Source organism: Alkalispirillum mobile (assembly GCF_003664325.1).
GTDB lineage: Bacteria > Pseudomonadota > Gammaproteobacteria > Nitrococcales > Halorhodospiraceae > Alkalilimnicola > Alkalilimnicola mobilis.
Map to the genome: position 1 here is coordinate 1 of NZ_RCDA01000005.1, position 20984 is coordinate 20984.

The 20984-nt window shown below is 64.5% G+C and carries 18 protein-coding genes, 2 pseudogenes and 1 riboswitch; of the genes and pseudogenes, 17 read left to right on the forward strand and 3 right to left on the reverse strand.

Annotated elements, in window-relative coordinates:
• The 12 genes and pseudogenes from DFR31_RS12300 to DFR31_RS12355 form a co-directional block, all read left to right on the forward strand.
• A pseudogene (locus tag DFR31_RS12300) lies at positions 1–709 on the forward strand (hypothetical protein); the annotation flags it as partial.
• A gap of 158 nt (positions 710–867) precedes the next feature.
• Positions 868–1758 carry a tetratricopeptide repeat protein gene (locus DFR31_RS12305; RefSeq protein WP_121443094.1) on the forward strand — a complete coding sequence of 297 codons (891 nt, stop codon included), beginning with the start codon at positions 868–870 and terminating at the stop codon, positions 1756–1758.
• A gap of 13 nt (positions 1759–1771) precedes the next feature.
• Positions 1772–2833 (forward strand): hypothetical protein, encoded by a 1062-nt coding sequence (locus DFR31_RS12310; protein WP_245971189.1) that lies wholly within the window; start codon positions 1772–1774, stop codon positions 2831–2833.
• A 50-nt stretch (positions 2834–2883) separates the two neighbouring features.
• Positions 2884–3897, forward strand: a complete 1014-nt coding sequence (locus DFR31_RS12315; RefSeq protein WP_342767666.1) for a tetratricopeptide repeat protein — start codon at positions 2884–2886, stop codon at positions 3895–3897.
• Between the two features lie 13 nt (positions 3898–3910).
• Entirely contained in the window at positions 3911–4924 is a 1014-nt protein-coding gene (locus tag DFR31_RS12320; protein WP_245971190.1) for a hypothetical protein, read from the forward strand.
• Between the two features lie 188 nt (positions 4925–5112).
• Positions 5113–5988: a tetratricopeptide repeat protein gene (locus tag DFR31_RS12325; RefSeq protein ID WP_121442999.1), complete on the forward strand. Its 876-nt coding sequence runs from the start codon at positions 5113–5115 to the stop codon at positions 5986–5988.
• Between the two features lie 13 nt (positions 5989–6001).
• Positions 6002–6955 carry a hypothetical protein gene (locus DFR31_RS12330; RefSeq protein WP_245971191.1) on the forward strand — a complete coding sequence of 318 codons (954 nt, stop codon included), beginning with the start codon at positions 6002–6004 and terminating at the stop codon, positions 6953–6955.
• Positions 6956–7210: 255 nt separating this feature from the next.
• Positions 7211–8089, forward strand: a complete 879-nt coding sequence (locus DFR31_RS12335) for a tetratricopeptide repeat protein (protein ID WP_245971192.1) — start codon at positions 7211–7213, stop codon at positions 8087–8089.
• A 13-nt stretch (positions 8090–8102) separates the two neighbouring features.
• A complete protein-coding gene (locus tag DFR31_RS12340; protein WP_245971193.1) occupies positions 8103–9131 on the forward strand; it encodes a hypothetical protein in 1029 nt (342 codons plus the stop codon).
• A 60-nt stretch (positions 9132–9191) separates the two neighbouring features.
• A complete protein-coding gene (locus tag DFR31_RS12345; protein WP_121443001.1) occupies positions 9192–10202 on the forward strand; it encodes a tetratricopeptide repeat protein in 1011 nt (336 codons plus the stop codon).
• A 13-nt stretch (positions 10203–10215) separates the two neighbouring features.
• Positions 10216–11016 carry a hypothetical protein gene (locus DFR31_RS12350; RefSeq protein WP_245971194.1) on the forward strand — a complete coding sequence of 267 codons (801 nt, stop codon included), beginning with the start codon at positions 10216–10218 and terminating at the stop codon, positions 11014–11016.
• Between the two features lie 9 nt (positions 11017–11025).
• Positions 11026–12090 carry a tetratricopeptide repeat protein gene (locus DFR31_RS12355; RefSeq protein ID WP_342767667.1) on the forward strand — a complete coding sequence of 355 codons (1065 nt, stop codon included), beginning with the start codon at positions 11026–11028 and terminating at the stop codon, positions 12088–12090.
• Positions 12091–12167: 77 nt separating this feature from the next.
• On the opposite strand, the pseudogene DFR31_RS12360 reads toward DFR31_RS12355, so the two are convergent.
• Positions 12168–13017 (reverse strand): annotated as a pseudogene (locus DFR31_RS12360) (transposase).
• A 402-nt stretch (positions 13018–13419) separates the two neighbouring features.
• Between DFR31_RS12360 and ettA the strand changes: the two are divergent.
• The 3 genes from ettA to DFR31_RS12375 are packed head-to-tail and all read left to right on the forward strand — an operon-like array spanning position 13420 to position 17086.
• Positions 13420–15087 (forward strand): energy-dependent translational throttle protein EttA, encoded by a 1668-nt coding sequence (ettA, locus tag DFR31_RS12365; RefSeq protein ID WP_121443003.1) that lies wholly within the window; start codon positions 13420–13422, stop codon positions 15085–15087.
• Between the two features lie 7 nt (positions 15088–15094).
• Positions 15095–15919 carry a ModD protein gene (gene modD / locus DFR31_RS12370; protein WP_121443004.1) on the forward strand — a complete coding sequence of 275 codons (825 nt, stop codon included), beginning with the start codon at positions 15095–15097 and terminating at the stop codon, positions 15917–15919.
• Between the two features lie 45 nt (positions 15920–15964).
• Positions 15965–17086 carry a sensor domain-containing diguanylate cyclase gene (locus tag DFR31_RS12375; RefSeq protein WP_121443005.1) on the forward strand — a complete coding sequence of 374 codons (1122 nt, stop codon included), beginning with the start codon at positions 15965–15967 and terminating at the stop codon, positions 17084–17086.
• 49 nt (positions 17087–17135) lie between these two features.
• Here DFR31_RS12375 and DFR31_RS12380 read toward each other — a convergent pair whose 3' ends face one another.
• Positions 17136–17687, reverse strand: a complete 552-nt coding sequence (locus tag DFR31_RS12380; protein WP_121443006.1) for a rhodanese-like domain-containing protein — start codon at positions 17685–17687, stop codon at positions 17136–17138.
• Positions 17688–17863: 176 nt separating this feature from the next.
• Here DFR31_RS12380 and purU point away from each other — a divergent pair, with 176 nt between their 5' ends.
• Positions 17864–18733 (forward strand): formyltetrahydrofolate deformylase, encoded by an 870-nt coding sequence (gene purU, locus DFR31_RS12385; RefSeq protein ID WP_121443007.1) that lies wholly within the window; start codon positions 17864–17866, stop codon positions 18731–18733.
• Between the two features lie 118 nt (positions 18734–18851).
• Entirely contained in the window at positions 18852–19067 is a 216-nt protein-coding gene (locus tag DFR31_RS12390; RefSeq protein WP_121443008.1) for an SPOR domain-containing protein, read from the forward strand.
• Positions 19068–19153: 86 nt separating this feature from the next.
• Here DFR31_RS12390 and DFR31_RS12395 read toward each other — a convergent pair whose 3' ends face one another.
• Entirely contained in the window at positions 19154–20431 is a 1278-nt protein-coding gene (locus DFR31_RS12395; RefSeq protein WP_121443009.1) for an O-acetylhomoserine aminocarboxypropyltransferase/cysteine synthase family protein, read from the reverse strand.
• Positions 20432–20690: 259 nt separating this feature from the next.
• Positions 20691–20837, forward strand: a riboswitch (cobalamin riboswitch).
• Positions 20838–20984: the final 147 nt, after the last annotated feature.

Consider the following 20984-nt stretch of genomic DNA (forward strand, 5'->3'; position numbering starts at 1 on the left):
CGACGAGGACGCCTTCGAGCAGATGAGCATGCTCGCCTACCTGTCCGCCGTGACCCTGGTCGACGCCAGCCTGTTCCTGCTGCGCACCACCTACACCATCCGCCAGTGGTTCGAGCGCTTCACCCGACGGCGCGACATGGCCAGCCGGATCGCCCACGAGCTGGCCACCGAAGAACCGCCCGAACTGCGCTACGACCCCGAGGCCCGGGAGGCCCACACCCGCCGGGTCCGGCAACTGCGGGCCTGGGTGCGCCAGCTCCCGCCCGAGGCCCTTGGCCCCCTGCTCGATACCCTGACCAGCCAGCCAAGGGCTTTCGAGGTGGAGGTCGAGCACAATGGCCGGAAACAGGTGCAACGCTTCGGGCGCGAGCAGGCGCTCGTGTTCCACCAGCAGGCCATCCTCAACTGCCTGCAATGGATCGTCTCCGGCGTGGGCGAAGGCGTATACGGACCAAAGCGCACCTTCTCTGACGAAGAGCCCAACCCGGCCCAGAAGCTGTTCGAGAAGGCCGTGATCCGCATGGGTCGCGACGGACGCCCTACCAGCGAGTCGAAGCACGATGCCTATGAGGAGAACCGAGGGCGTCTATTCGAATTTTTCTCAGCTTCCAGTCAAGAAGGCGATCAAGCCAGGTTCCGCCGCAGGAACCTGGAAAAACACGTCTCGCGACTGGGAAGGCACGTCAACGATCACGAGGGACGACTTTGACGGACTTTCACAGAAAACTGCAGTGGGGGAGGCGCGCTGCCCTGTGTGCATTGGTTGCGCTGGTCTTGATCGCGGGGGGCGCAGTAGCCGCTGCGGCCGGTGAGACCGATGTAAAAGCACAAATTGACAAGCAAGCTCTTGATGCGAAGAAGGAAGGCATGCGCCTGTACGGCATCCGCTGGCGCAGCGTGGCCATACCTCATCTGGAGAAGGCGGCCGAAGCCGGCGATGTCGAGTCCATGTACACCCTGGGCGAAATCCACCGCTTCATGGACCGCGGCATGTCCCGCGAGGCCATCGACTGGTACCACCGCGCCGCCCTTGGGGGCGATCCCCACGCGATGCTAAGGCTGGAGTGGGGCATGATCTGCGAGCTCGCCGACATCTGCGCCGAGGACCACGACAGCTGGGTCGACAAGGCCCTCGAGCAGGAACTGCCCAGAGCCGAGAAGGGCGATCCGGAGGCCATGTCGACCCTCTTCGATGTCTACAACATGCTCGGCGAGCCCCGGACAGCCCTGGACTGGCTCGAGCGTGCCGCTGAGGCGGGCAACCCGGAAGCCCAGGATTGGCTGGGAACCATCACTCAGGAACGCTCCGACGAATGGCCGCCACCGCTCGAAGACGTCAAAGCCGCCGAACCCTGGTTCCGCAAGGCTGCCGAGCAGGGCTATGCACCGGCCATGAACAAGCTCTCCAAAAATTTGAGGCGGCAGGAAAGATTCGGAGAGGCCTGGACCTGGGCGCAGGACGCAGCCGATCACGGCCATGTCGACAGCCGGTTTTCCATTGCGTGGTGCCACCTCGACCCTAGCCTTGGCGAGGAAGAGGGCAATCCGTTCTGCCAGGTGGAGGAAGACCGAATCACTGGATGGGCCATGCTGCACGCCATGAACGAGGAGACGCGCGCATGGGCCCCACGGACACTGATGGAACAGGAACGCCATAGGTTGACGGAAAAGGAGATTCAGGAAGCCGAGCGACGTGCTGGACAGTGGCTGGATCAAGAGCCGCCAATGTCCAAGTTCCCGCCCAAGTACGGCTTTTAGGGAGAGGTCTCGCATGGACGCAGCCGGCACCGGCCTTGCCGCCCACAACCACTGCCGCCTGCTGTGGCAGCCACCCGAAGGCCTGCTTGCGCGCCTGCCGCGCTACCAGGCCCTGGCCCGCATCCACCGCGAGGACCGCGCCCACCGGGAGGCCGGGCGGTGGAAGACCCTCACCGCCGCCGAGATCAACCCCGAAGTACGCGCCGGGGTCGGCGGCGGTGCCGCCTTCCGGATCGGCCTGGACAACGGCCGGTTCGTGTTGCACGCCTCCCTGCGCCTGGTGCTCGGCATCGGCGGCGGAGGCAGCGTGCGCCTCACCCTCGACACCCGCCACCTGGACCTGTGGCTGACCATGCTCCACCAGGCCCTGGTCGATGTCGGCTACGAGCGGGTCGACTGGATCGACGAGGACGCCTTCGAGCAGATGAGCATGCTCGCCTACCTGTCCGCCGTCACCCTGGTCGACGCCAGCCTGTTCCTGCTGCGCACCACCTACAGCATCCGCCAGTGGTTCGAGCGCTTCACCCGCCGCCGCGATATGGCCAGCCGCATCGCCCATGAACTGGCCACCGAAGAACCGCCCGAACTGCGCCACGACCCCGAGGCCCGGGAGGCCCACACCCGCCGCGTCCGGCAACTGCGGGCCTGGGTGCGCCAGCTCCCGCCGGAAGCCCTAGGCCCCCTGCTCGACACCCTGACCAGCGAGCCGAGGGCGTTCGAGGTGGAGGGGCAGCAATACAACGCCGATGAGTCAAGACGCTTCCACCAGCAGGCCATCCTCAACTGCCTGCAATGGATCGTCTCCGGCGTGGGCGACGGCGTATACGGACCAAAGCGCACCTTCTCCGCCGACGACCCCAACCCGGCCCAGAAACTGTTCGAGAAGGCCGTGATCCGCATGGGGCGCGACGGACGGCCCACCAGCGAGGCGAAGCGCGAAGCCTATGAGGAGAACCGACGACGTCTGGACAGCTTTATGCCAACACCTTCACCAACTGCGGGTGGGCGCGAGGAGCGCAGGAAATACGACAATGCCGTTCGGATGTTATCCAGGCATCTGTCGCCGATTGACTGAGGAGCAAGAATCAACAGGTATGTCTTGGGGTGTGTTCATGGGACGGAAACATGTCTTTACGTAATATAAAAATCACTATTTTCGCGGTCCTTGTTCTTTCATTGGCAGGTGATCCTGTGGCCTCACCTGTTAATGCCGACCCAACGCCGGACCTTGACCAGACCGCCCAGCAGGCCAGGGAAGAAGGCATGCGCCTGTACGGCATCCGCTGGCGCAGCGTGGCCATTCCCCACCTGGAAAAAGCGGCCGAAGCCGGCGATGTCGAGTCCATGTACTACCTGGGCGAAATCCACCGCTTCATGGACCGCGGCATGTCCCGCGAGGCCATCGACTGGTATCACCGCGCCGCCCTGGGGGGCGATCCCTACGCCATGCTTCGCCTGAACTGGGGCATGATCTGCGAGCTGGCCGATATTTGTCCCGAGGACCACGACACCTGGGTCGACAAGGCCCTCGAACAAGAATTGCCCAGAGCCAGGGACGGCGACCCGGAGGCCATGCTTGCGCTGTATTCGATCTACGTTGCACTAGATGATGCTGAGGAGGGGCGAAACTGGCTGCGCCAGTCGGCCAAGGCGGGCCACCCCCAGGCACAGGACCTGTGGGCGAGTCGGATTCAGGAGCGCTCCGACGAATGGCCGCCACTGCTCGAAGACGTCAAAGCCGCCGAACCCTGGTTCCGAAAGGCCGCAGAGCAGGGCTATGCACCGGCCATGGATAACCTAGCCGGTAATCTGTGGCATCAGGAGGACGGGGAAAACGCCTGGAAATGGGTCGTGCGCGGCTCCGAGCACGGTTATGTAAACAACCGAGTCGTCTACGGCATATGCCATCTCAAACCTGACGATTGGGAGGATTGCCCTAAAGACAACGATCCGATCAAAGGCTGGGCCGTCCTCCACGCCGCCTACAAAGAGACCCGCAACGACGATGCCCGATGGTATTTGGAGGAATTTTCCAACCTCCTCACCGATGAAGAAATCGCCCAGGCCGAGAAATTGGCCGAGGACTGGCTGACCCGCGACCCGCCGTTGTCCTACTTCCCGCCGAAATACGGCTTTTAGGGAGAGGTGTCGCATGGACGCAGCCGGCACCGATCTCGCCGCCCACAACCACTGCCGCCTGCTGTGGCAGCCGCCCGAAGGCCTGCTTGCGCGCCTGCCGCGCTACCAGGCGCTGGCCCGCATCCACCGCGAGGACCGTGCCCACCGGGAGGCCGGGCAGTGGAAGACCCTCACCACCACCGAGATCAACCCCGAAGTGCGCGCCGGCGTCGGAGGCGGCGCCGCCTTCCGGATCGGTCTGGACAACGGCCGGTTCGTGCTGCACGCCTCCCTGCGCCTGGTGCTCGGCATCGGCGGCGGAGGCAGCGTGCGCCTCACCCTCGACACCCGCCACCTGGACCTGTGGCTGACCATGCTCCACCAGGCCCTGGTCGATGTCGGCTACGAGCGGGTCGACTGGATCGACGAAGACGCCTTCGAGCAGATGAGCATGCTCGCCTACCTGTCCGCCGTCACCCTGGTCGACGCCAGCCTGTTCCTGCTGCGCACCACCTACAGCATCCGCCAGTGGTTCGAGCGCTTCACCCGCCGCTGCGACATGGCCAGCCGCATCGCCTACACGCTCGTCAACGATCCGCAGCGGGCCGCCATCGCTGCCTGGGTGCGCCAGCTCCCGCCCGAGGCCCTCGGGCCCCTGCTCAACACCCTGACCAGCGAGCCGAGGGCATTCGAGGTGGAAGGTGACCAATTCAATGCCGAACAGTCACGGCGCTTCCACCAACAAGCCATACTCAACTGCCTGCAATGGATCGTCTCCGGCGTGGGCGAAGGCGTATACGGACCCAAGCGCTTCTTCTTGGCCGACGACCCCAACCCGGCACAGAAGCTGTTCGAGAAGGCCGTGATCCGCATGGGTCGCGACGGACGGCCTACCAGCGAGTCAAGGCGCGATGCCTATGAGAAGAATCGACGGCGTCTGGATAGCTTTATGCCATCACCATCGCCAACGGCGGGTGGGCGCGAGGAGCGCAGGAAATACGACAATGCCGTTCGGATGTTATCCAGGCATCTGTCGCCGATTAACTGAGGATCAAGAGCCGATAGGTACGTCTTGGGGTGTGTTCATGGGACGGAAACATGTCTTTACGTAATATAAAAATCACTATTTTCGCGGTCCTTGTTCTTTCATTGGCAGGTGATTCTGTGGCCTCACCTGTTAATGCCGACCCAACGCCAGAACTTGATCAGGCCGCCCAGCAGGCCAAGGAGGAAGGTATGCGCCTGTGGGGTCTCCATGAATGGATCGAATTGCAGCCATACCTTGAGACGGCTGCCGAGGCCGGCGACGCCGAGGCCATGTATTACCTGGGCGAAGCCAACCGTCTGCTCGACCGCGGCATGTCCCGCGAGGCCATCGACTGGTACCACGGCGCCGCCCTGGGGGGCGATCCCCACGCCATGCTTCGTCTGAACTGGGGCATGATCTGCGAGCTGGCCGACATCTGCCCCGAGGACCACGACAGCTGGGTCGACAAGGCCCTGGAGCAGGAACTGCCCAGAGCCAGGGACGGCGACCCGGAGGCCATGCTTGCGCTGTATTCGATCTACGTTGCACTAGATGATGCTGAGGAGGGGCGAAACTGGCTGCGCCAGTCGGCCAAGGCGGGCCACCCCCAGGCACAGGACCTGTGGGCGAGTCGGATTCAGGAGCGCTCCGGCGAATGGCCGCCACCGCTTGAAGACGTCAAAGCCGCCGAGCCCTGGTTCCGCAAGGCCGCAGAGCAGGGCTATGCACCGGCCATGAACAACCTTGCCGGCAATCTGTGGCGGCAGGACGATGTGGAGGGCTCGTGGAAGTGGGTCGTGCATGGATCTGAACATGGCCATGTGGAGAATCGGACTACCTACGGTGGCTGCCATCTCGCGCCCGAAGATCTGACTTATTGCCCGGAGGACAACGATCCGATCAAGGGCTGGGCGATACTCCGCGCCGTTTATGAAGAAACTCGACACCAGAACGCCAAATGGTACCTGGAAGAGTTCCCCGATCTACTCACCGACGAAGAAATCGCCGAGGCCGAAAAACTGGCCGAGGACTGGCTGAACCGCGACCCGCCGTTGTCCTACTTCCCGCCGAAATACGGCTTTTAGGGAAAAGTAGCGCATGGACGCAGCCGGCACCGGCCCTGCCGCCCACAACCACTGCCGCCTGCTGTGGCAGCCGCCCGTCGACTTGCTCGCGCGCCTGCCCCGCTACCAGGCCATCGAACGCAGCTACCGACAGGGTCAAGCCCACCGGGAGGCCGGGCAGTGGAAGACGCTCACCACCGCCGAGATCAACTCCGAAGTGCAGGTCGGCGTGGGCGGCGGGGGCAGCGTGCGCCTGACCCTCGACCCCCGCCACCTGGACCTGTGGCTGACCATGCTCCACCAGGCCCTGGTCGATGTCGGCTACGAGCGGGTCGACTGGATCGACGAAGACGCCTTCGAGCAGATGAGCATGCTCGCCTACCTGTCCGCCGTGACCCTGGTCGACGCCAGCCTGTTCCTGCTGCGCACCACCTACAGCATCCGCCAGTGGTTCGAGCGCTTCACCCGCCGCCGCGACATGGCCAGCCGCATCGCCTACACGCTCGTCAACGACCCGCAGCGGGCTGCCATCGCTGCCTGGGTGCGCCAGCTCCCGCCGGAAGCCCTTGGGCCCCTGCTCGACACGCTGACCAGCGAGCCGAGGGCTTTCGAGGTGGAGGTCGAACACGATGGCCGGAAACAGGTGCAACGCTTCGGGCGCGAGCAGGCGCTCGTGTTCCACCAGCAGGCCATCCTCAACTGCCTGCAATGGATCGTCTCCGGCGTGGGCGAAGGCGTATATGGACCAAAGCGCATCTTCTCTGCTGACGACCCCAACCCGGCACAGAAGCTGTTCGAGAAGGCCGTGATCCGCATGGGCCGCGACGGACGCCCCACCAGCGAGTCGAAGCACGATGCTTATGGGGAGAACCGACGGCGTCTGGATGAGTTCATGAGCCGTGATATGGAAGTGCAGGCACGGCGGGAGATTCTACAGAAGTACTCAATGGCGGCTCGTCGCCTGACAACACACCTCCGGACCCAGTAGGCAAGCTTTGTCCAGAACACTCGCCGATCACTGGGCTGCGGGTTTTCATGGCGTGTGTGAATGAAAGGTGGTTGGCCGGAGTTGCCCCGCCGGAATCAATATTGAAAGGGAAACCAACCGAGTATGCGCTATTCAAATTTCCTTCCTCAGACGGCCGGGATCATTCTGCTCACATCATTATTTGTGTCTGCCGTCGCCAGCGATCAGCACGATGTGACTCTTGAAACCTCTGCCCAACAAGCCAAGGAAGAAGGCATGCGCCTGTGGGGTCTCCATGAATGGATCGAATTGCAGCCATACCTTGAGACGGCTGCCGAGGCCGGCGACGTCGAGGCCATGTATTACCTGGGCGAAGCCAACCGTCTGCTGGACCGCGGCATGTCCCGAGAAGCCATCGACTGGTACCACCGCGCTGCCCTGGGGGGCGATCCCCACGCGATGCTAAGGCTGGAGTGGGGCATGATCTGCAAGCTGGCCGATATCTGCCCCGCGGACCACGACACCTGGGTCGACAAGGCCCTCGAGCAGGAACTGCCAAGGGCCGAGGAGGGCGACCCGGAGGCCATGTCGACCCTCTTCGATGTCTACAACATGCTCGGCGAGCCCCGGACAGCCCTGGACTGGCTCGAACGTGCCGCTGAGGCCGGCAACCCGGAAGCCCAGGATTGGCTGGGAACCATCACTCAGGAGCGCTCCGACGAATGGCCGCCACCGCTCGAAGACGTCAAAGCCGCCGAACCCTGGTTCCGCAAGGCCGCCGAGCAGGGCTATGCACCGGCCATGCATCACCTCGTTAGTAACCTCGTCCGCCAGAGAAGCACCGAAGACGCCTGGGAGTGGGTCGTCAAGGGCTCCAAGAGCGGGCACGTCCGCAAAAGGATCACATATGCCGTTTGCCAGCTCGCGCCCGAGGACTTGATTTACTGCCATCCAGCGGAGGCGGATCCCGTCAAAGGTTGGGCAATTTTATTGGCACTGGATGAAGAAACCCGTACCGACAGCGCACAGTGGAATCTCGACTATTACGCCGACCGGCTGGATGACGAAGAAATCGCCCGGGCCGAGAAACTGGCCGAGGACTGGCTGAACCGCGACCCGCCGTTGTCCTACTTCCCGCCCAAGTACGGCTTTTAGAGGCAGGTCTCGCATGGACGCAGCCGGCACCGGCCTTGCCGCCCACAACCACTGCCGCCTGCTGTGGCAGCCACCCGAAGGGTTGCTTGCGCGCCTGCCGCGCTACCAGGCCCTGGCCCGCATCCACCGCGAGGACCGTGCCCACCGGGAGGCCGGGCAGTGGAAGACCCTCACCACCGCCGAGATCAACCCCGAAGTGCGGGTCGGCGTTGGCGGCCGCGCCGCCTTCCGGATCGGCCTGGACAACGGGCGGTTCGTGCTGCACGCCTCCCTGCGCCTGGTGCTCGGCATCGGCGGCGGAGGCAGCGTGCGCCTCACCCTCGACACCCGCCACCTGGACCTGTGGCTGACCATGCTCCACCAGGCCCTGGTCGATGTCGGCTACGAGCGGGTCGACTGGATCGACGAGGACGCCTTCGAGCAAATGAGCATGCTCGCCTACCTGTCCGCCGTCACCCTGGTCGACGCCAGCCTGTTCCTCCTGCGCACCACCTACACCATCCGCCAGTGGTTCGAGCGCTTCACCCGACGTCGCGACATGGCCAGTCGGATCGCCTACACCCTCGTCAACGATCCGCAGCGGGCCGCCATCGCTGCCTGGGTGCGCCAGCTCCCGCCGGAAGCCCTTGGGCCCCTGCTCGATACCCTGACCAGCGAGCCGAGGGCGTTTATGGTGGAAGTCAAACACGATGGCCGGAAACAGGTGCAACGCTTCGGGCCCGAGCAGGCACTGGCATTCCACCAGCAGGCCATCCTCAACTGCCTGCAATGGATCGTCTCCGGCGTGGGCGAAGGCGTATACGGACCGAAGCGCTTCTTCTTGGCCGACGACCCCAACCCGGCACAGAAGCTGTTCGAGAAGGCCGTGATCCGCATGGGCCGCGACGGGCGCCCCACCAGCGAATCGAACGCCGAGGCCTATACCGAGAACCGGGAACGATTGGACACGTTTATGGCAAACGGTCATACGGCACTCTCGGAAAGCGAGTTGCATTGGAAGTACAGACAGAGGGCCGGGTGGCTTTCCCGGCACATCGAGTAGATGCCTTGCCTGGCACAGCAAGTCCGCATAGTTGAAGCAGGATTGAGCGAGGAATTGGCGATGCCCCGTACAAACATGTTTGTGGCCACCCTGGTCCTTGGGCTTTGGGCCGGGATGGCGTACCCAGCGGATGAGGAAAGGCCCTCGACACCCATATTGGGGGCCGAGGAACAGCAGGCCAAAGAAGAAGGCATGCGCCTGTACGGCATCCGCTGGCGCAGCGTAGCCATTTCCCACCTGGAAAAGGCAGCCGAAGCCGGCGATGTCGAGTCCATGTACTACCTGGGCGAAATCCACCGCTTCATGGACCGCGGCATGTCCCGAGAAGCCATCGACTGGTACCACAGCGCCGCCCAGGGGGGCGATCCCCACGCCATGCTAAGGCTGGAGTGGGGCATGATCTGCGAGCTCGCCGACATCTGCCCCGAGGACCACGACAGCTGGGTCGATATGGCCCTTGAGCAGGAACTGCCCAGAGCCGAGAAGGGCGATCCGGAGGCCATGTCGACCCTCTTCGATGTCTACAACATGCTCGGTGATCCCCGGACAGCCCTGGACTGGCTCGAGCGTGCCGCCGAGGCCGGCAACCCGGAAGCCCAGGATTGGCTGGGAACCATCACGCAGAACCGATCCGGCGAGCTCCCGCCAAAACTCGAAGACGTCAAAGCCGCCGAACCCTGGTTCCGCAAGGCCGCCGAGCAGGGCTATGCACCGGCCATGTACAACCTTTCGCTCGCCTTGCGGAAACAGGAGAGGCATGACGAGGACTGGGAATGGACCCAACAAAGTTCCCAGCACGGCCATATCAGCGGTCGGCTCGCTGTCGGCTGGTGCTACCTGGATCACACATGGGCAGACTTCTGCCCCGACGATATAGAGGACCGGATTAAGGGCTGGGCGATACTTCACGCCGTTTACAAAGAAACACGGAATGAAACAGCGGAGGGCATTCTGGGTCGGCACCAGGACCTGCTTACCGAAGCAGAAATCGCCGAGGCCGAGAAACTGGCCGAAGACTGGCTGAACCGCGATCCACCGTTGTCCTACTTCCCGCCCAAGTACGGCTTTTAGAGGCAGGCCTCGCATGGACGCAGCCGGCACCGGCCTTGCCGCCCACAACCACTGCCGCCTGGACCTGTGGCTGACCATGCTCCACCAGGCCCTGGTCGATGTCGGCTACGAGCGGGTCGACTGGATCGACGAGGACGCCTTCGAGCAGATGAGCATGCTCGCCTACCTGTCCGCCGTCACCCTGGTCGACGCCAGCCTGTTCCTGCTGCGCACCACCTACACCATCCGCCAGTGGTTCGAGCGCTTCACCCGCCGCCGCGACATGGCCAGCCGCATCGCCCACGAGCTGGCCACCGAAGAACCGCCCGAACTGCGCTACGACCCCGAGGCCCGGGAGGCCCACACCCGCCGGGTCCGGCAACTGCGGGCCTGGGTGCGCCAGCTCCCGCCGGAAGCCCTCGGGCCCCTGCTCGACACCCTGACCAGCGAGCCGAGGGCTTTCGAGGTGGAAGTCGAACACGATGGCCGGAAACAGGTGCAACGCTTCGGGCGCAAGCAGTCGCTGGTATTCCACCAGCAGGCCATCCTCAACTGCCTGCAGTGGATCGTCTCCGGCGTGGACGACGGCATCTACGGACCAAAGCGCATCTTCTCAGCCGACGACCCCAACCCGGCCCAGAAGCTGTTCGAGAAGGCCGTGATCCGTATGGGTCGAAACGGACGGCCTACCAGCGAGTCGAGGCGCGATGCCTATGCCGAGAACCGGGAACGATTGGACAGTTTTATGTCGCGTGGCGGTTCACGGTTTGAGCAGAGCGATATGCGGTCGAAGTACAGACAGAGGGCCGGGTGGCTTTCCCGGCACATCGAGTAAATGCCTTGCTTGGCGCAGCAAGCCCGCAGCGTTGAAGCAGGACTCACCGAGGAATCGGCGATGCCCCGTACGTACGTAATGGTAGTAATCCTGGTCCTTGGGCTTTGGGCCGGGGTGGCATACCCAGCGGATGAGGAAAGGCTCTCGACACCCATATTGGGGGCCGAGGAACAGCAGGCCAAGGAAGAAGGCATGCGCCTGTACGGCATCCGCTGGCGCAGCGTGGCCATACCTCATCTGGAAAAGGCAGCCGAAGCCGGCGATGTCGAGTCCATGTACACCCTGGGCGAGATCCACCGTTTCATGGACCGCGGCATGTCCCGCGAGGCCATCGACTGGTACCACAGCGCCGCCCTGGGGGGCGATCCCCACGCCATGCTCCGGCTGGAACGAGGCATGATCTGCGAGCTCGCCGACATCTGCCCCGAGGAGCATGACACCTGGGTCGACAAGGCCCTGGAACAGGAACTCCCGAAAGCGAAAGCCGGCGACACCGAGGCGATGATTGCGCTGCGTTCCATCTACGCCGTGCTCGAACAGCCTGATACGGCCGAACAGTGGCTACGCAAAGCCGCCGAGGCCGGCAACCCGCATGCCCAGGACTGGTGGGCGCGCAGCATTCAGAACCGCTCTGGCGAGCTCCCGCCAAAGCTCGAAGACGTCAAAGCCGCCGAACCCTGGTTCCGCAAGGCCGCCGAGCAGGGCTATGCACCGGCCATGAACAACCTGGTGCTCAATCTGATTCGCCAGGAAAAAATGCAGGCGGCCTGGAACTGGGTGATCAAGGGCTCGGAGCATGGCCATGTTCGAAAGCGCACCACATACGGGTTTTGCCATCTCGGTACCGGGGAACTGATTGATTATTGCCACCCGGATGAACCTGATCCCGTCAAAGGCTGGGCCGTCTTGCATGCAGTGTACGAAGAAACGAGGAACAGCACGGCCGAAAGCCTCCTGGGCCGATTCCAACACCTCCTCACCGACGAAGAAATCGCCCAGGCCGAGAAACTGGCCGAGGACTGGCTGAACCGCGACCCGCCGTTGTCCTACTTCCCGCCGAAATACGGCTTTTAGGGAAAAGTAGCGCATGGACGCAGCCGGCACCGGCCTTGCCGCCCACAACCACTGCCGCCTGCTGTGGCAGCCGGGTTCTACCCCATTTCCACGGACGGTTTGGAAACGCTTGAAAACTTCAGGTCCTGATTGGCGACTCTTCGTCTCATGCGCGGGTTATGGAACCGCTCGATGTAATCGAACAGGTCCGCCTTGGCGACATCGAGGGTCGGGTACGTCTTGCGGTTCATTCGCTCCCGTTTCAGCATGCCGAAGAAGCCCTCGCAGGCAGCGTTGTCGCCACAGTGGCCAACAGCACTCATGGAGCAAAGCAGCGCATTGCACTTGAGAAAACGCTGGTAGTCGCCGCGACACTGCCAGACCGCCATTTCAACGGCGCGCAGCACCATCTGACGATCCTGCCGATGGTGCATCGACCAGCCAACGATCAGCTTGCTGAACAGATCCAGAACCACGCACAGGTAGAGCTTCCCTTAACGTGCATCTGGCGGATGTGGCCCAGCAGCCTGTGGTTGTCGCGTTGCCGTGGGCTTGGCAGACGCAGCCGCCAATCATAATAGCCGCTTGGCGAGACCTTCAGGCATCGACACATCATGCGAACGGGGAACTCATCGCGACAACGCTGGATGGCCTGATACTTCAAGACGACTCCCTGGCAAAGTACGTTGCCGCTTCGCGCAAAACATCCCGTTCCTTCTTCACCCGGGCCAGTTCGCGCTTTACGCGGGCCAGCTCCTCATCACGCGGGCTGCCCATTCCGCCAAACGCCTGCTGCCCGGCAGCGTCTGCTTCACGCTTCCAGCGCGTCAGCAGGCTGGCCGCAATGCCCAATTCCCGGGCAACCTGGGCGCAACTGACGCCGGACTGCCGGGCGTGCTCAACCGCACCGCGCTTGAACTCTTCGCTGTATCGTCTTCTTTTGGACATGAACACTCCTTTTGCCCGTATCGGGCTTTTTAGAAGCGTCCGTAAAATCGGGGGCGACCCCCCTCCATAATGAACCCGACCGACGTTTCCACCGCCTCGTTCGCTGACCGCCTGCGGATCACCATGCAGACTGGCGAAGTTCAGGACCAGGCCGAGCACTACCTCGACCTCGCAACAGGAAACGCAAGGGGGATGTGAACCGGGGCGTTGGGAGTGCCTGCTCGGCGCCAGCATCGGGGCTTCCTGCCCGCCTCGACAACTCCATGGGTAGGAGGACTCGCCAAAGAGCGTTGCCCTTGGAATACTCGCCCCCCTGGCTGATAATGCCCGGTTCACAGTCACCTCCCCGGGCCCCTGGCGGCGTGGATCGCGCACGGGCCCCAAGCAACCGGACGGAGTCCCATGGCGCAGTACATCTACACCATGAACCGGGTGAGCAAGATCGTGCCGCCCAAGAAGACCATCCTCGAGGACATCTCGCTCTCCTTCTTCCCGGGCGCCAAGATCGGCGTGCTGGGGCTCAACGGCTCCGGCAAATCCACCCTGCTGCGGATCATGGCCGGGGAAGACAAAGAGTTTGAGGGCGAGGCCCGTGCCCAACCCGGCACCAACATTGGTTACCTGCCCCAGGAGCCCCAGCTGGACGACAGCAAGGATGTGAAGGGCAACGTCGAAGAGGGCGTGGCGGAGATCAAGGACCTGCTGACCCGCTTCGACGAGATCTCCGCCAAGTTCGCCGAGCCGGACGCCGACTTCGAAGCGCTCATGGCGGAGCAGGCCAAGCTGCAGGACCGCATCGACGCCACCGGCGCCTGGGAGCTGGACCGCAAGCTGGAGCAGGCCGCCGACGCCCTGCGCCTGCCCCCGTGGGACGCCGATGTGAGCAAGCTCTCCGGCGGTGAACGCCGCCGGGTCGCGCTTTGCCGGCTGCTGCTGTCGGCCCCCGACATGCTGCTGCTGGACGAGCCCACCAACCACCTGGACGCCGAATCGGTGGCCTGGTTGGAGCGCTTCCTGGCAGAGTTCCCCGGCACCGTGGTGGCCGTCACCCACGATCGCTACTTCCTCGACAACGTGGCCGGCTGGATCCTCGAGCTCGACCGCGGCCACGGCATCCCGTGGGAGGGCAACTACAGTTCTTGGCTGGAGCAGAAGGAAAAGCGCCTGGAGCAGGAGGCCAAGCAGGAGGCCGCCCACCGGCGCGCCATGAAGTCCGAGCTGGAGTGGGTGCGCAGCAACCCGAAAGGCCGTCAGGCCAAGAGCAAGGCGCGCCTGGCCCGCTTCGAGGAGCTGCAGAGCCAGGAGTTCCAGAAGCGCAACGAGACCCAGGAGCTGTACATCCCGCCGGGTCCGCGCCTGGGCAACAAGGTGGTCATTGCCGAAGGGGTCAGCAAGGCCTTCGGCGACCAGCTGCTTTACGAGGACCTGAGTTTCAATCTGCCCCCGGGCGGCATCGTGGGTATCATCGGCCCCAACGGCGCGGGCAAGACCACCCTGTTCCGCATGATCACCGGCCAGGATGAACCGGACAGCGGCACCATCGAGGTAGGCGAGACGGTCGAACTGGCCTACGTGGACCAGTCCCGCGACAGCCTGGATGGCAGCAAGACCGTCTGGGAGGAGATCTCCGACGGCCAGGACATCATCAAGGTGGGCAAGTACGAGACCCCGTCCCGGGCCTACGTGGGCCGGTTCAACTTCAAGGGTTCCGACCAGCAGAAGTACATCGGCGACCTGTCCGGCGGTGAGCGCAACCGCGTGCACCTGGCCAAGCTGCTGCGCAGCGGCGGCAACACCCTGCTGCTGGACGAACCCACCAACGACCTGGACGTGGAGACCCTGCGCGCCCTGGAAGAGGCCCTGCTGGCCTTCCCCGGCTGCGCCATGGTCATCTCCCACGACCGCTGGTTCCTGGACCGCGTCGCCACCCACATCCTCGCCTTCGAGGGTGACAGCCAGGTGACCTGGTTTGAGGGTAACTACCAAGAGTACGAGGCGGACCGGAAGAAGCGGCTGGGTGACGAGGCGCTCAACCCGCACCGCATCAAGTACCGCCGGCTGGGGAGCTGAGCCGCGGATGCTGGATGACGCCACCCTGTTGGCCCTGCTGGACGAGGACGCCCCCTACGGCGACCTCTCCACCGAGGCCCTGGGTATCGGCCAGGACCCCGGCCACCTGGTATTCGGTGCCCGGACGGATATGGTGCCGTGCGGCCTGCAAGGTGCCTGCCGGGTCCTTGAGCTGTCCGGGGCCAGTGCCCGGTGCGATGCCCCCGAGGGCACCCCGGTCCGCGCGGGCACCCAGCTGCTGCAGGCGGAGGGCAACGCCGGCGCCCTGCATCGGGCCTGGAAGGTGGCGCAGTACCTGGTAGAACACCTCTCCGGTATCGCGACCGCCACCCGCGCCCTGTGCCGGGCGGCGGACCCGGTACCGGTCGCCTGTACCCGCCGGGGCTTTCCCGGCACCCGGCGGCTGGCCGCCTACGCCGTTCGCACCGGCGGCGGCACCCTGCACCGTACCGGGCTGTCCGATACCCTGCTGGTGACCCCGGAGCACCGGGGGTTCCTGCCCGCCAGCAGCCTCACCCGACGCCTGCTGGCAGCGCCCAGGGTCCAACCCGGCAAGAAGCTGGTGATCGCCGTCAACAACGAGGCGGAAGCATTGCGGCTGGCGGACCAGGCCGACATGCTGCAATTGATTCATTTCAGTCCCGATGACCTGGGGCGGGTCCGGCAACGACTGGATGAACGACCGCGCCGGCCGCTGCTGGCCCCCGCAGGCGGTGTTTCCGTGGAACTTGCCGCCGCCTACCGGGATGCCGGCGCCGATCTGCTGATCAGTTCACAGCCACTGCTCACCCCACCCCTGGCGATCAAGGCCGTCCTGCAGCCGGCCGGCTGAACCGCGGGGGCCCTCCGCGGTGACCCCGCGTCTCGAGAAACCGCCATGCGCCGACCGTTGCTCCTCATCTATTGCCTGACCGCCCTGGCCGCTGGTCTCGGAGCCGCAGCGGCACTGCTTCTTCTGGCAGTCGTCGAGGCCCAACCGCTCCAACTGCTCTCGCCCGAGGTACTCGTCTCCACCCTGATTGGCCTGCTGGCGGGCGTTGTGGTCTACCGCCTGGCCATGGCCCGGTGGTCGTTGCGGTCATTGCGCTCCACCCATGAGGCGGTGCTCCACAGCATGGGGGATGGCCTCTACGTCCTGGATGCCACCGGTCGTATCCGCTACACCAACCCCGCCGCGGAACGCATTCTCGGTTTCGATGCCGACGAGATGATCGGCCGCAATGCCCATCAGCTCTTCCACGACCCAAGCGGTCAGGCCCACCCGCTTCGCTGCCCGATACTGGAGGCCGCTCGAACCGGTGAGCCCTACCAGAACAGCGAGGAGTATTTCCGGCACAAGTCCGGGCGTGCCATCCCGGTGGACGTCACCGCCACGCCGCTGCCTGGTCGGCGTGGCCACGCGGGCGTCGTGACCCTGTTCCGGGATATTTCCGAGCGCAAGCGCTGGGAGGAGGAACTTCGGGCGCTCAACCGCGAACTGCAGAGCCAGGCCCTGCAGGACGGGCTCACCGGGCTGGCCAACCGACGCGCGCTGGAGACCGGCATGCAGCGGGAATGGCGCCGGGCAATGCGCACCGATCGGCCCTTGAGCGTGATCATGCTGGACGTGGACAAGTTCAAGCCCTACAACGACCACTTCGGCCACCCTCAGGGCGACGAGGTGTTGAAGACCCTCGCGCGAATCCTGGAGGAAAATGCGCGCCGACCCGGCGACCTGGCCGCGCGCTACGGGGGCGAGGAATTCACCCTGATGCTGCCGGGTAACGAGGAGGCGGGTAGTCGCCAGGTGGCGGAGGAAATCCGGCAGGCCATGCTGGATGCACGGATCAGGCAGGCCCCGTCGGGCGGCAGCCCCTATGTCACGGTCAGTCTTGGCGTGGCGGTCGTGGTGGCACCCCGACAGCACAGCCCGGAACAGGCACTGGCAGCGGCCGACGCGGCCCTGTACGAGGCCAAGCAGGCCGGGCGTAACCGCGTCAGGGTGACAGTAATGGAGTGACGCCGGGCGGGAAAAGCGGGCACCGTCCATGGCACCCCATCGCGGGCGCTCAGGGCGCCTGGTAGATCTTGTCCCGGTTCATGTCGGTGCTCCAGGGCAACCCGGAGTTCTGCCAGCCGTTCACCACCCGCTGGCCCTCATGCTCGCCTTCACTGGCCGGATCCCCCTGGAAACCGTTTTCCACGTAGAAGACATTGGGGAAGCCCGCGTCCCGCAGGTACTCGGCACTGGGCTCTCCCCGGTCGCTGCCGGAGCGGCACATGGTGATGATCATGGCGTCCTCGGGCAGGCCCCGCTCTTCCAGCGCCCGGCCCACGGCGTCGGCAAAGTCATCGTTGATCGGCATGGCAAAGTGGTTGTTCTGTTCCATCCAGCCATCGGTGTCGACCATCCGGAAGGGGATGTTGGCGTGCACCACGTCGGTAAAGCCAACGAACATGATCTCCACCGGGTCACGCACATCGATGAACAGCAGCTCATCCCCTTCCGCCTGCACGCGCTCGTAAGTCTCTTCCGGGGTCAAGGCCCAGTCTTCGGCCAACACCGGGCCACTCAGGCCCAGCCCCAGGGCCAGGCAGGCGGTCATTATAAATCGATGCATGGTTTCCTCCTGTCGGTCGGGTTGCCACAGCAAATTGCTGAACCGCCGACAACGTATAACACATTCTAGATGTTTTAAATATATTCCTGCCGCGCCGCCCCGCAGAACCGCGGTTTGATGTGGTATAACCGGGGCAGTTGACCACGCCACCCGCCCCGAAAGGACCCGGACACGTCATGAGCGAAACCGACCGCCGCACTGCCATCCTGCTCATACACTGCCCCGACCGGCGCGGCATTGTCGCCGCCATCAGCCGGTTCCTCTCCGAGCACGGCGGTAACATCGTGGACCTGGACCAGCACGTGGATACGGAGCAGGGGGTCTTCTTTCTGCGGGCGGAGTGGGAGCTGCGCGGCTTCGCCCTGCCCGCCGACGGGATCGCCGAGGCCTTCCGCCGGGAGCTGGCGGAACCCTTCGACATGACCTGGCGGCTGCACTTCTCAGACGAGCGGCCGCGTATGGCGATCTTCGCCTCGCGCCTGGCGCACTGTCTCTATGACCTGCTGGCGCGCTGGCAGACAGGCGAACTGGCGGTGGATATCCCGCTGATCATCAGCAACCATGACGAACTGCGGCCCGTCGCCAAACGCTTCGGCATTGACTTCTACCACCTGCCGGTCACCCCCGAGACCAAGGCCAAAGTGGAGCGCCAACAGAACGACCTGCTCGCCGATTACCGGATCGACTTCGCGGTACTCGCCCGCTACATGCAAATCCTTTCGGCCGATTTCATCCAGGCCTGGCCGGAACGCATCATCAACATCCACCACTCCTTCCTGCCGGCCTTCGCCGGCGCCCGCCCCTACCACGCCGCCCACGAGCGGGGGGTGAAGATCATCGGCGCCACCAGTCACTACGTCACCGAGGACCTGGATGCCGGCCCGATCATCGAGCAGGACGTCACCCGGGTGACGCACCGCGACTCGGTGGCCGACCTGGTGCGCAAGGGGCGTGACCTGGAGCAACTGGTGCTGGCTCGGGCCGTCTGGCTGCACGTACAGCGCAAGACGCTGGTTTACCGCAACCGCACCGTCGTCTTTGACTGACCCCTGGGGACGCAGTGGGGGACGCAATGGCGCCCGCCATTGACTACCTTTCCGGTAACGGCCCGTAACGGCCGTTGTTGTCTGCCTTTCAGACCGACACCCGAGAGAGGTGCACGCCATGTCCCAAACAGTAACAGCAGCCTACGACAACGAGGACGCCGCCCGGAATGCCGTGGATGAACTCATATCGGACGGGTTTGATCAGGAGAAGGTGTTCCTGGACAAGGAGACCATCCAGGTGAAGGTGATGGTACCGGACAGCGGCCAGCGCGAAGCGGAAGAGATCCTCAAACGCCATACCCCGAAAGACATCTGGTCTCGCCCGGTTCAGTAAAACATCAGCCCTAACCGCAATGCCCCCGCCGGCCATCGGACCTGCGGGGGCATTCTTGGGACGCGCCGGCACACGGGCCGGAGTAACTATTTGGCCGCCTCCAGCGCCTGGTCAATATCGGCGATGATATCGTCCACGTGCTCGATCCCCACGGCAATGCGCACCATGTCCTGGGTAACCCCCGCCTGCTCCAGCTCCGCCTCGTCCAGCTGACGGTGGGTGGTGGTGGCCGGATGGGTGGCCAGCGACTTGGCGTCACCGATGTTCACCAGACGGGTGATCAGCTGCAGCGCATCGATGAACCTGGCACCGGCCTCCTTGCCACCGCGGATGCCGAATGAGAGGATGCCCGAGGCCATGCCGCCGCGCATGTACTTCTGCACCAGCGGGTAGTCCGGGCTGGACTCCAGACCCGCGTACTTCACCCAGTTCACCTGCGGGTGGTTCTGCAGGTGCTGCGCCACCGCCAGCGCGTTCTCGCTGTGGCGCTCCATGCGCAGGTGCAGGGTCTCGATGCCCTGCAGCAGCTGAAAGGCGTTCATGGGTGAGAGGGCCGAGCCGGTGTTGCGCAGCGGCACCACCCGGCAGCGACCGATAAAGGCGGCCTCGCCCAGCGCCTCGGTATAGACCACACCGTGGTAGGAGGGGTCGGGCTCCACCATCATCGGGAAGCGCTCGCCGTGGTCGGCCCAGGGGAACTTGCCCGAATCGACGATAACTCCGCCCACGGTGGTGCCGTGCCCGCCCATGAACTTGGTCAGGGAGTGGACAATAATATCGGCGCCGTCATCGATGGGCCGCCAGAGGAAGGGCGTGGGCACGGTGTTGTCCACGATCAGCGGTACCCCGTGGCGGTGCGCGATGTCCGCCAGCCGGCCGATATCCACCACCTCGCCGGAGGGGTTGCCCACCGTCTCGCAGAAGACCGCCTTGGTCTTTTCGTCGATCAACCCTTCCAGCCGGTCGAAGTCGTCGTGGCTGGCCATGCGCACCTCAATGCCGAAGTTGGGCATGGTGTGCGCAAACAGGTTGTACGTGCCGCCGTAGAGCTTGCTGGTGGAGACGATGTTATCGCCCGCTCGGGTGATGCACTGGATAGCGTAGGTGATGGCCGCCATGCCGGAAGCCACCGCCAGCCCACCGATGCCTCCCTCCAGCTCCGCAACACGCTGCTCCAACACCGCGTTGGTGGGGTTCATGATGCGGGTGTAGATATTGCCCGGCACCTTCAGGTCGAACAGGTCCGCCCCGTGCTGGGTGCTATCGAAGGCGTAGCTGGTGGTCTGGTAGATGGGCACCGCCACGGCCTTGGTGGTCGGGTCCGGGCTGTAGCCCGCGTGGATGGCCAGGGTTTCCGGTTTCACGTCCTGCTCCCCTCTTCTCGTTCGCTGTGCTTGCCTTGGGGCACCGCCCCGAACGGCCGGTGCGTGATCGGTACCGCCATTCTGCGCAGCCCGGTCCGGGAATAAAAGCCTGGAGCTTGTAACAAATGGGCATACCGTTAAGCGGGTGCGGCCGGCGCCGCGCTCCGCCGGATCCGACCAACCCCTGTTGCAGCATAGCGCAACCACAGTCACGGGCGACCCCCGCCGGGCGACCCTTGCACTCCCGGCCCTCATCCCATATATTGCGAGGCGTCCTCGCGCCCCCTACGAAATATGGGCCATGGAGGGGAACACCGGTGAGAATCCGGGGCTGTCGCGCAACGGTGTGACGGGGCCAGCCAGGCCACTGTCGAGCCCGAATACCTCCGAGGACCGGCCACCCCCGGTGGGTGCGCCGAGCCCGGAACCTTCGCGTCAAAGGTGCCCGGGGACAGGACGCCCTTGCTGCAGCCGGCCGCCCGCCAAGGCCGCAACGCGCTGCGCGTGTGCCCTGCCCTCACATCCCTCGCGTCGGTTCCTCCCGGTTCATCTG

Bases quoted from the DNA above. Each gene is read 5' to 3' on its own strand.
- DFR31_RS12305 (WP_121443094.1), top strand. From the start codon at position 868: ATGCGCCTGTACGGCATCCGCTGGCGCAGCGTGGCCATACCTCATCTG.
- DFR31_RS12310 (WP_245971189.1), top strand. From the start codon at position 1,772: ATGGACGCAGCCGGCACCGGCCTTGCCGCCCACAACCACTGCCGCCTG.
- DFR31_RS12315 (WP_342767666.1), top strand. From the start codon at position 2,884: ATGTCTTTACGTAATATAAAAATCACTATTTTCGCGGTCCTTGTTCTT.
- DFR31_RS12320 (WP_245971190.1), top strand. From the start codon at position 3,911: ATGGACGCAGCCGGCACCGATCTCGCCGCCCACAACCACTGCCGCCTG.
- DFR31_RS12325 (WP_121442999.1), top strand. From the start codon at position 5,113: ATGCGCCTGTGGGGTCTCCATGAATGGATCGAATTGCAGCCATACCTT.
- DFR31_RS12330 (WP_245971191.1), top strand. From the start codon at position 6,002: ATGGACGCAGCCGGCACCGGCCCTGCCGCCCACAACCACTGCCGCCTG.
- DFR31_RS12335 (WP_245971192.1), top strand. From the start codon at position 7,211: ATGCGCCTGTGGGGTCTCCATGAATGGATCGAATTGCAGCCATACCTT.
- DFR31_RS12340 (WP_245971193.1), top strand. From the start codon at position 8,103: ATGGACGCAGCCGGCACCGGCCTTGCCGCCCACAACCACTGCCGCCTG.
- DFR31_RS12345 (WP_121443001.1), top strand. From the start codon at position 9,192: ATGCCCCGTACAAACATGTTTGTGGCCACCCTGGTCCTTGGGCTTTGG.
- DFR31_RS12350 (WP_245971194.1), top strand. From the start codon at position 10,216: ATGGACGCAGCCGGCACCGGCCTTGCCGCCCACAACCACTGCCGCCTG.
- ettA (WP_121443003.1), top strand. From the start codon at position 13,420: ATGGCGCAGTACATCTACACCATGAACCGGGTGAGCAAGATCGTGCCG.
- modD (WP_121443004.1), top strand. From the start codon at position 15,095: ATGCTGGATGACGCCACCCTGTTGGCCCTGCTGGACGAGGACGCCCCC.
- DFR31_RS12375 (WP_121443005.1), top strand. From the start codon at position 15,965: ATGCGCCGACCGTTGCTCCTCATCTATTGCCTGACCGCCCTGGCCGCT.
- DFR31_RS12380 (WP_121443006.1), bottom strand. From the start codon at position 17,687: ATGCATCGATTTATAATGACCGCCTGCCTGGCCCTGGGGCTGGGCCTG.
- purU (WP_121443007.1), top strand. From the start codon at position 17,864: ATGAGCGAAACCGACCGCCGCACTGCCATCCTGCTCATACACTGCCCC.
- DFR31_RS12390 (WP_121443008.1), top strand. From the start codon at position 18,852: ATGTCCCAAACAGTAACAGCAGCCTACGACAACGAGGACGCCGCCCGG.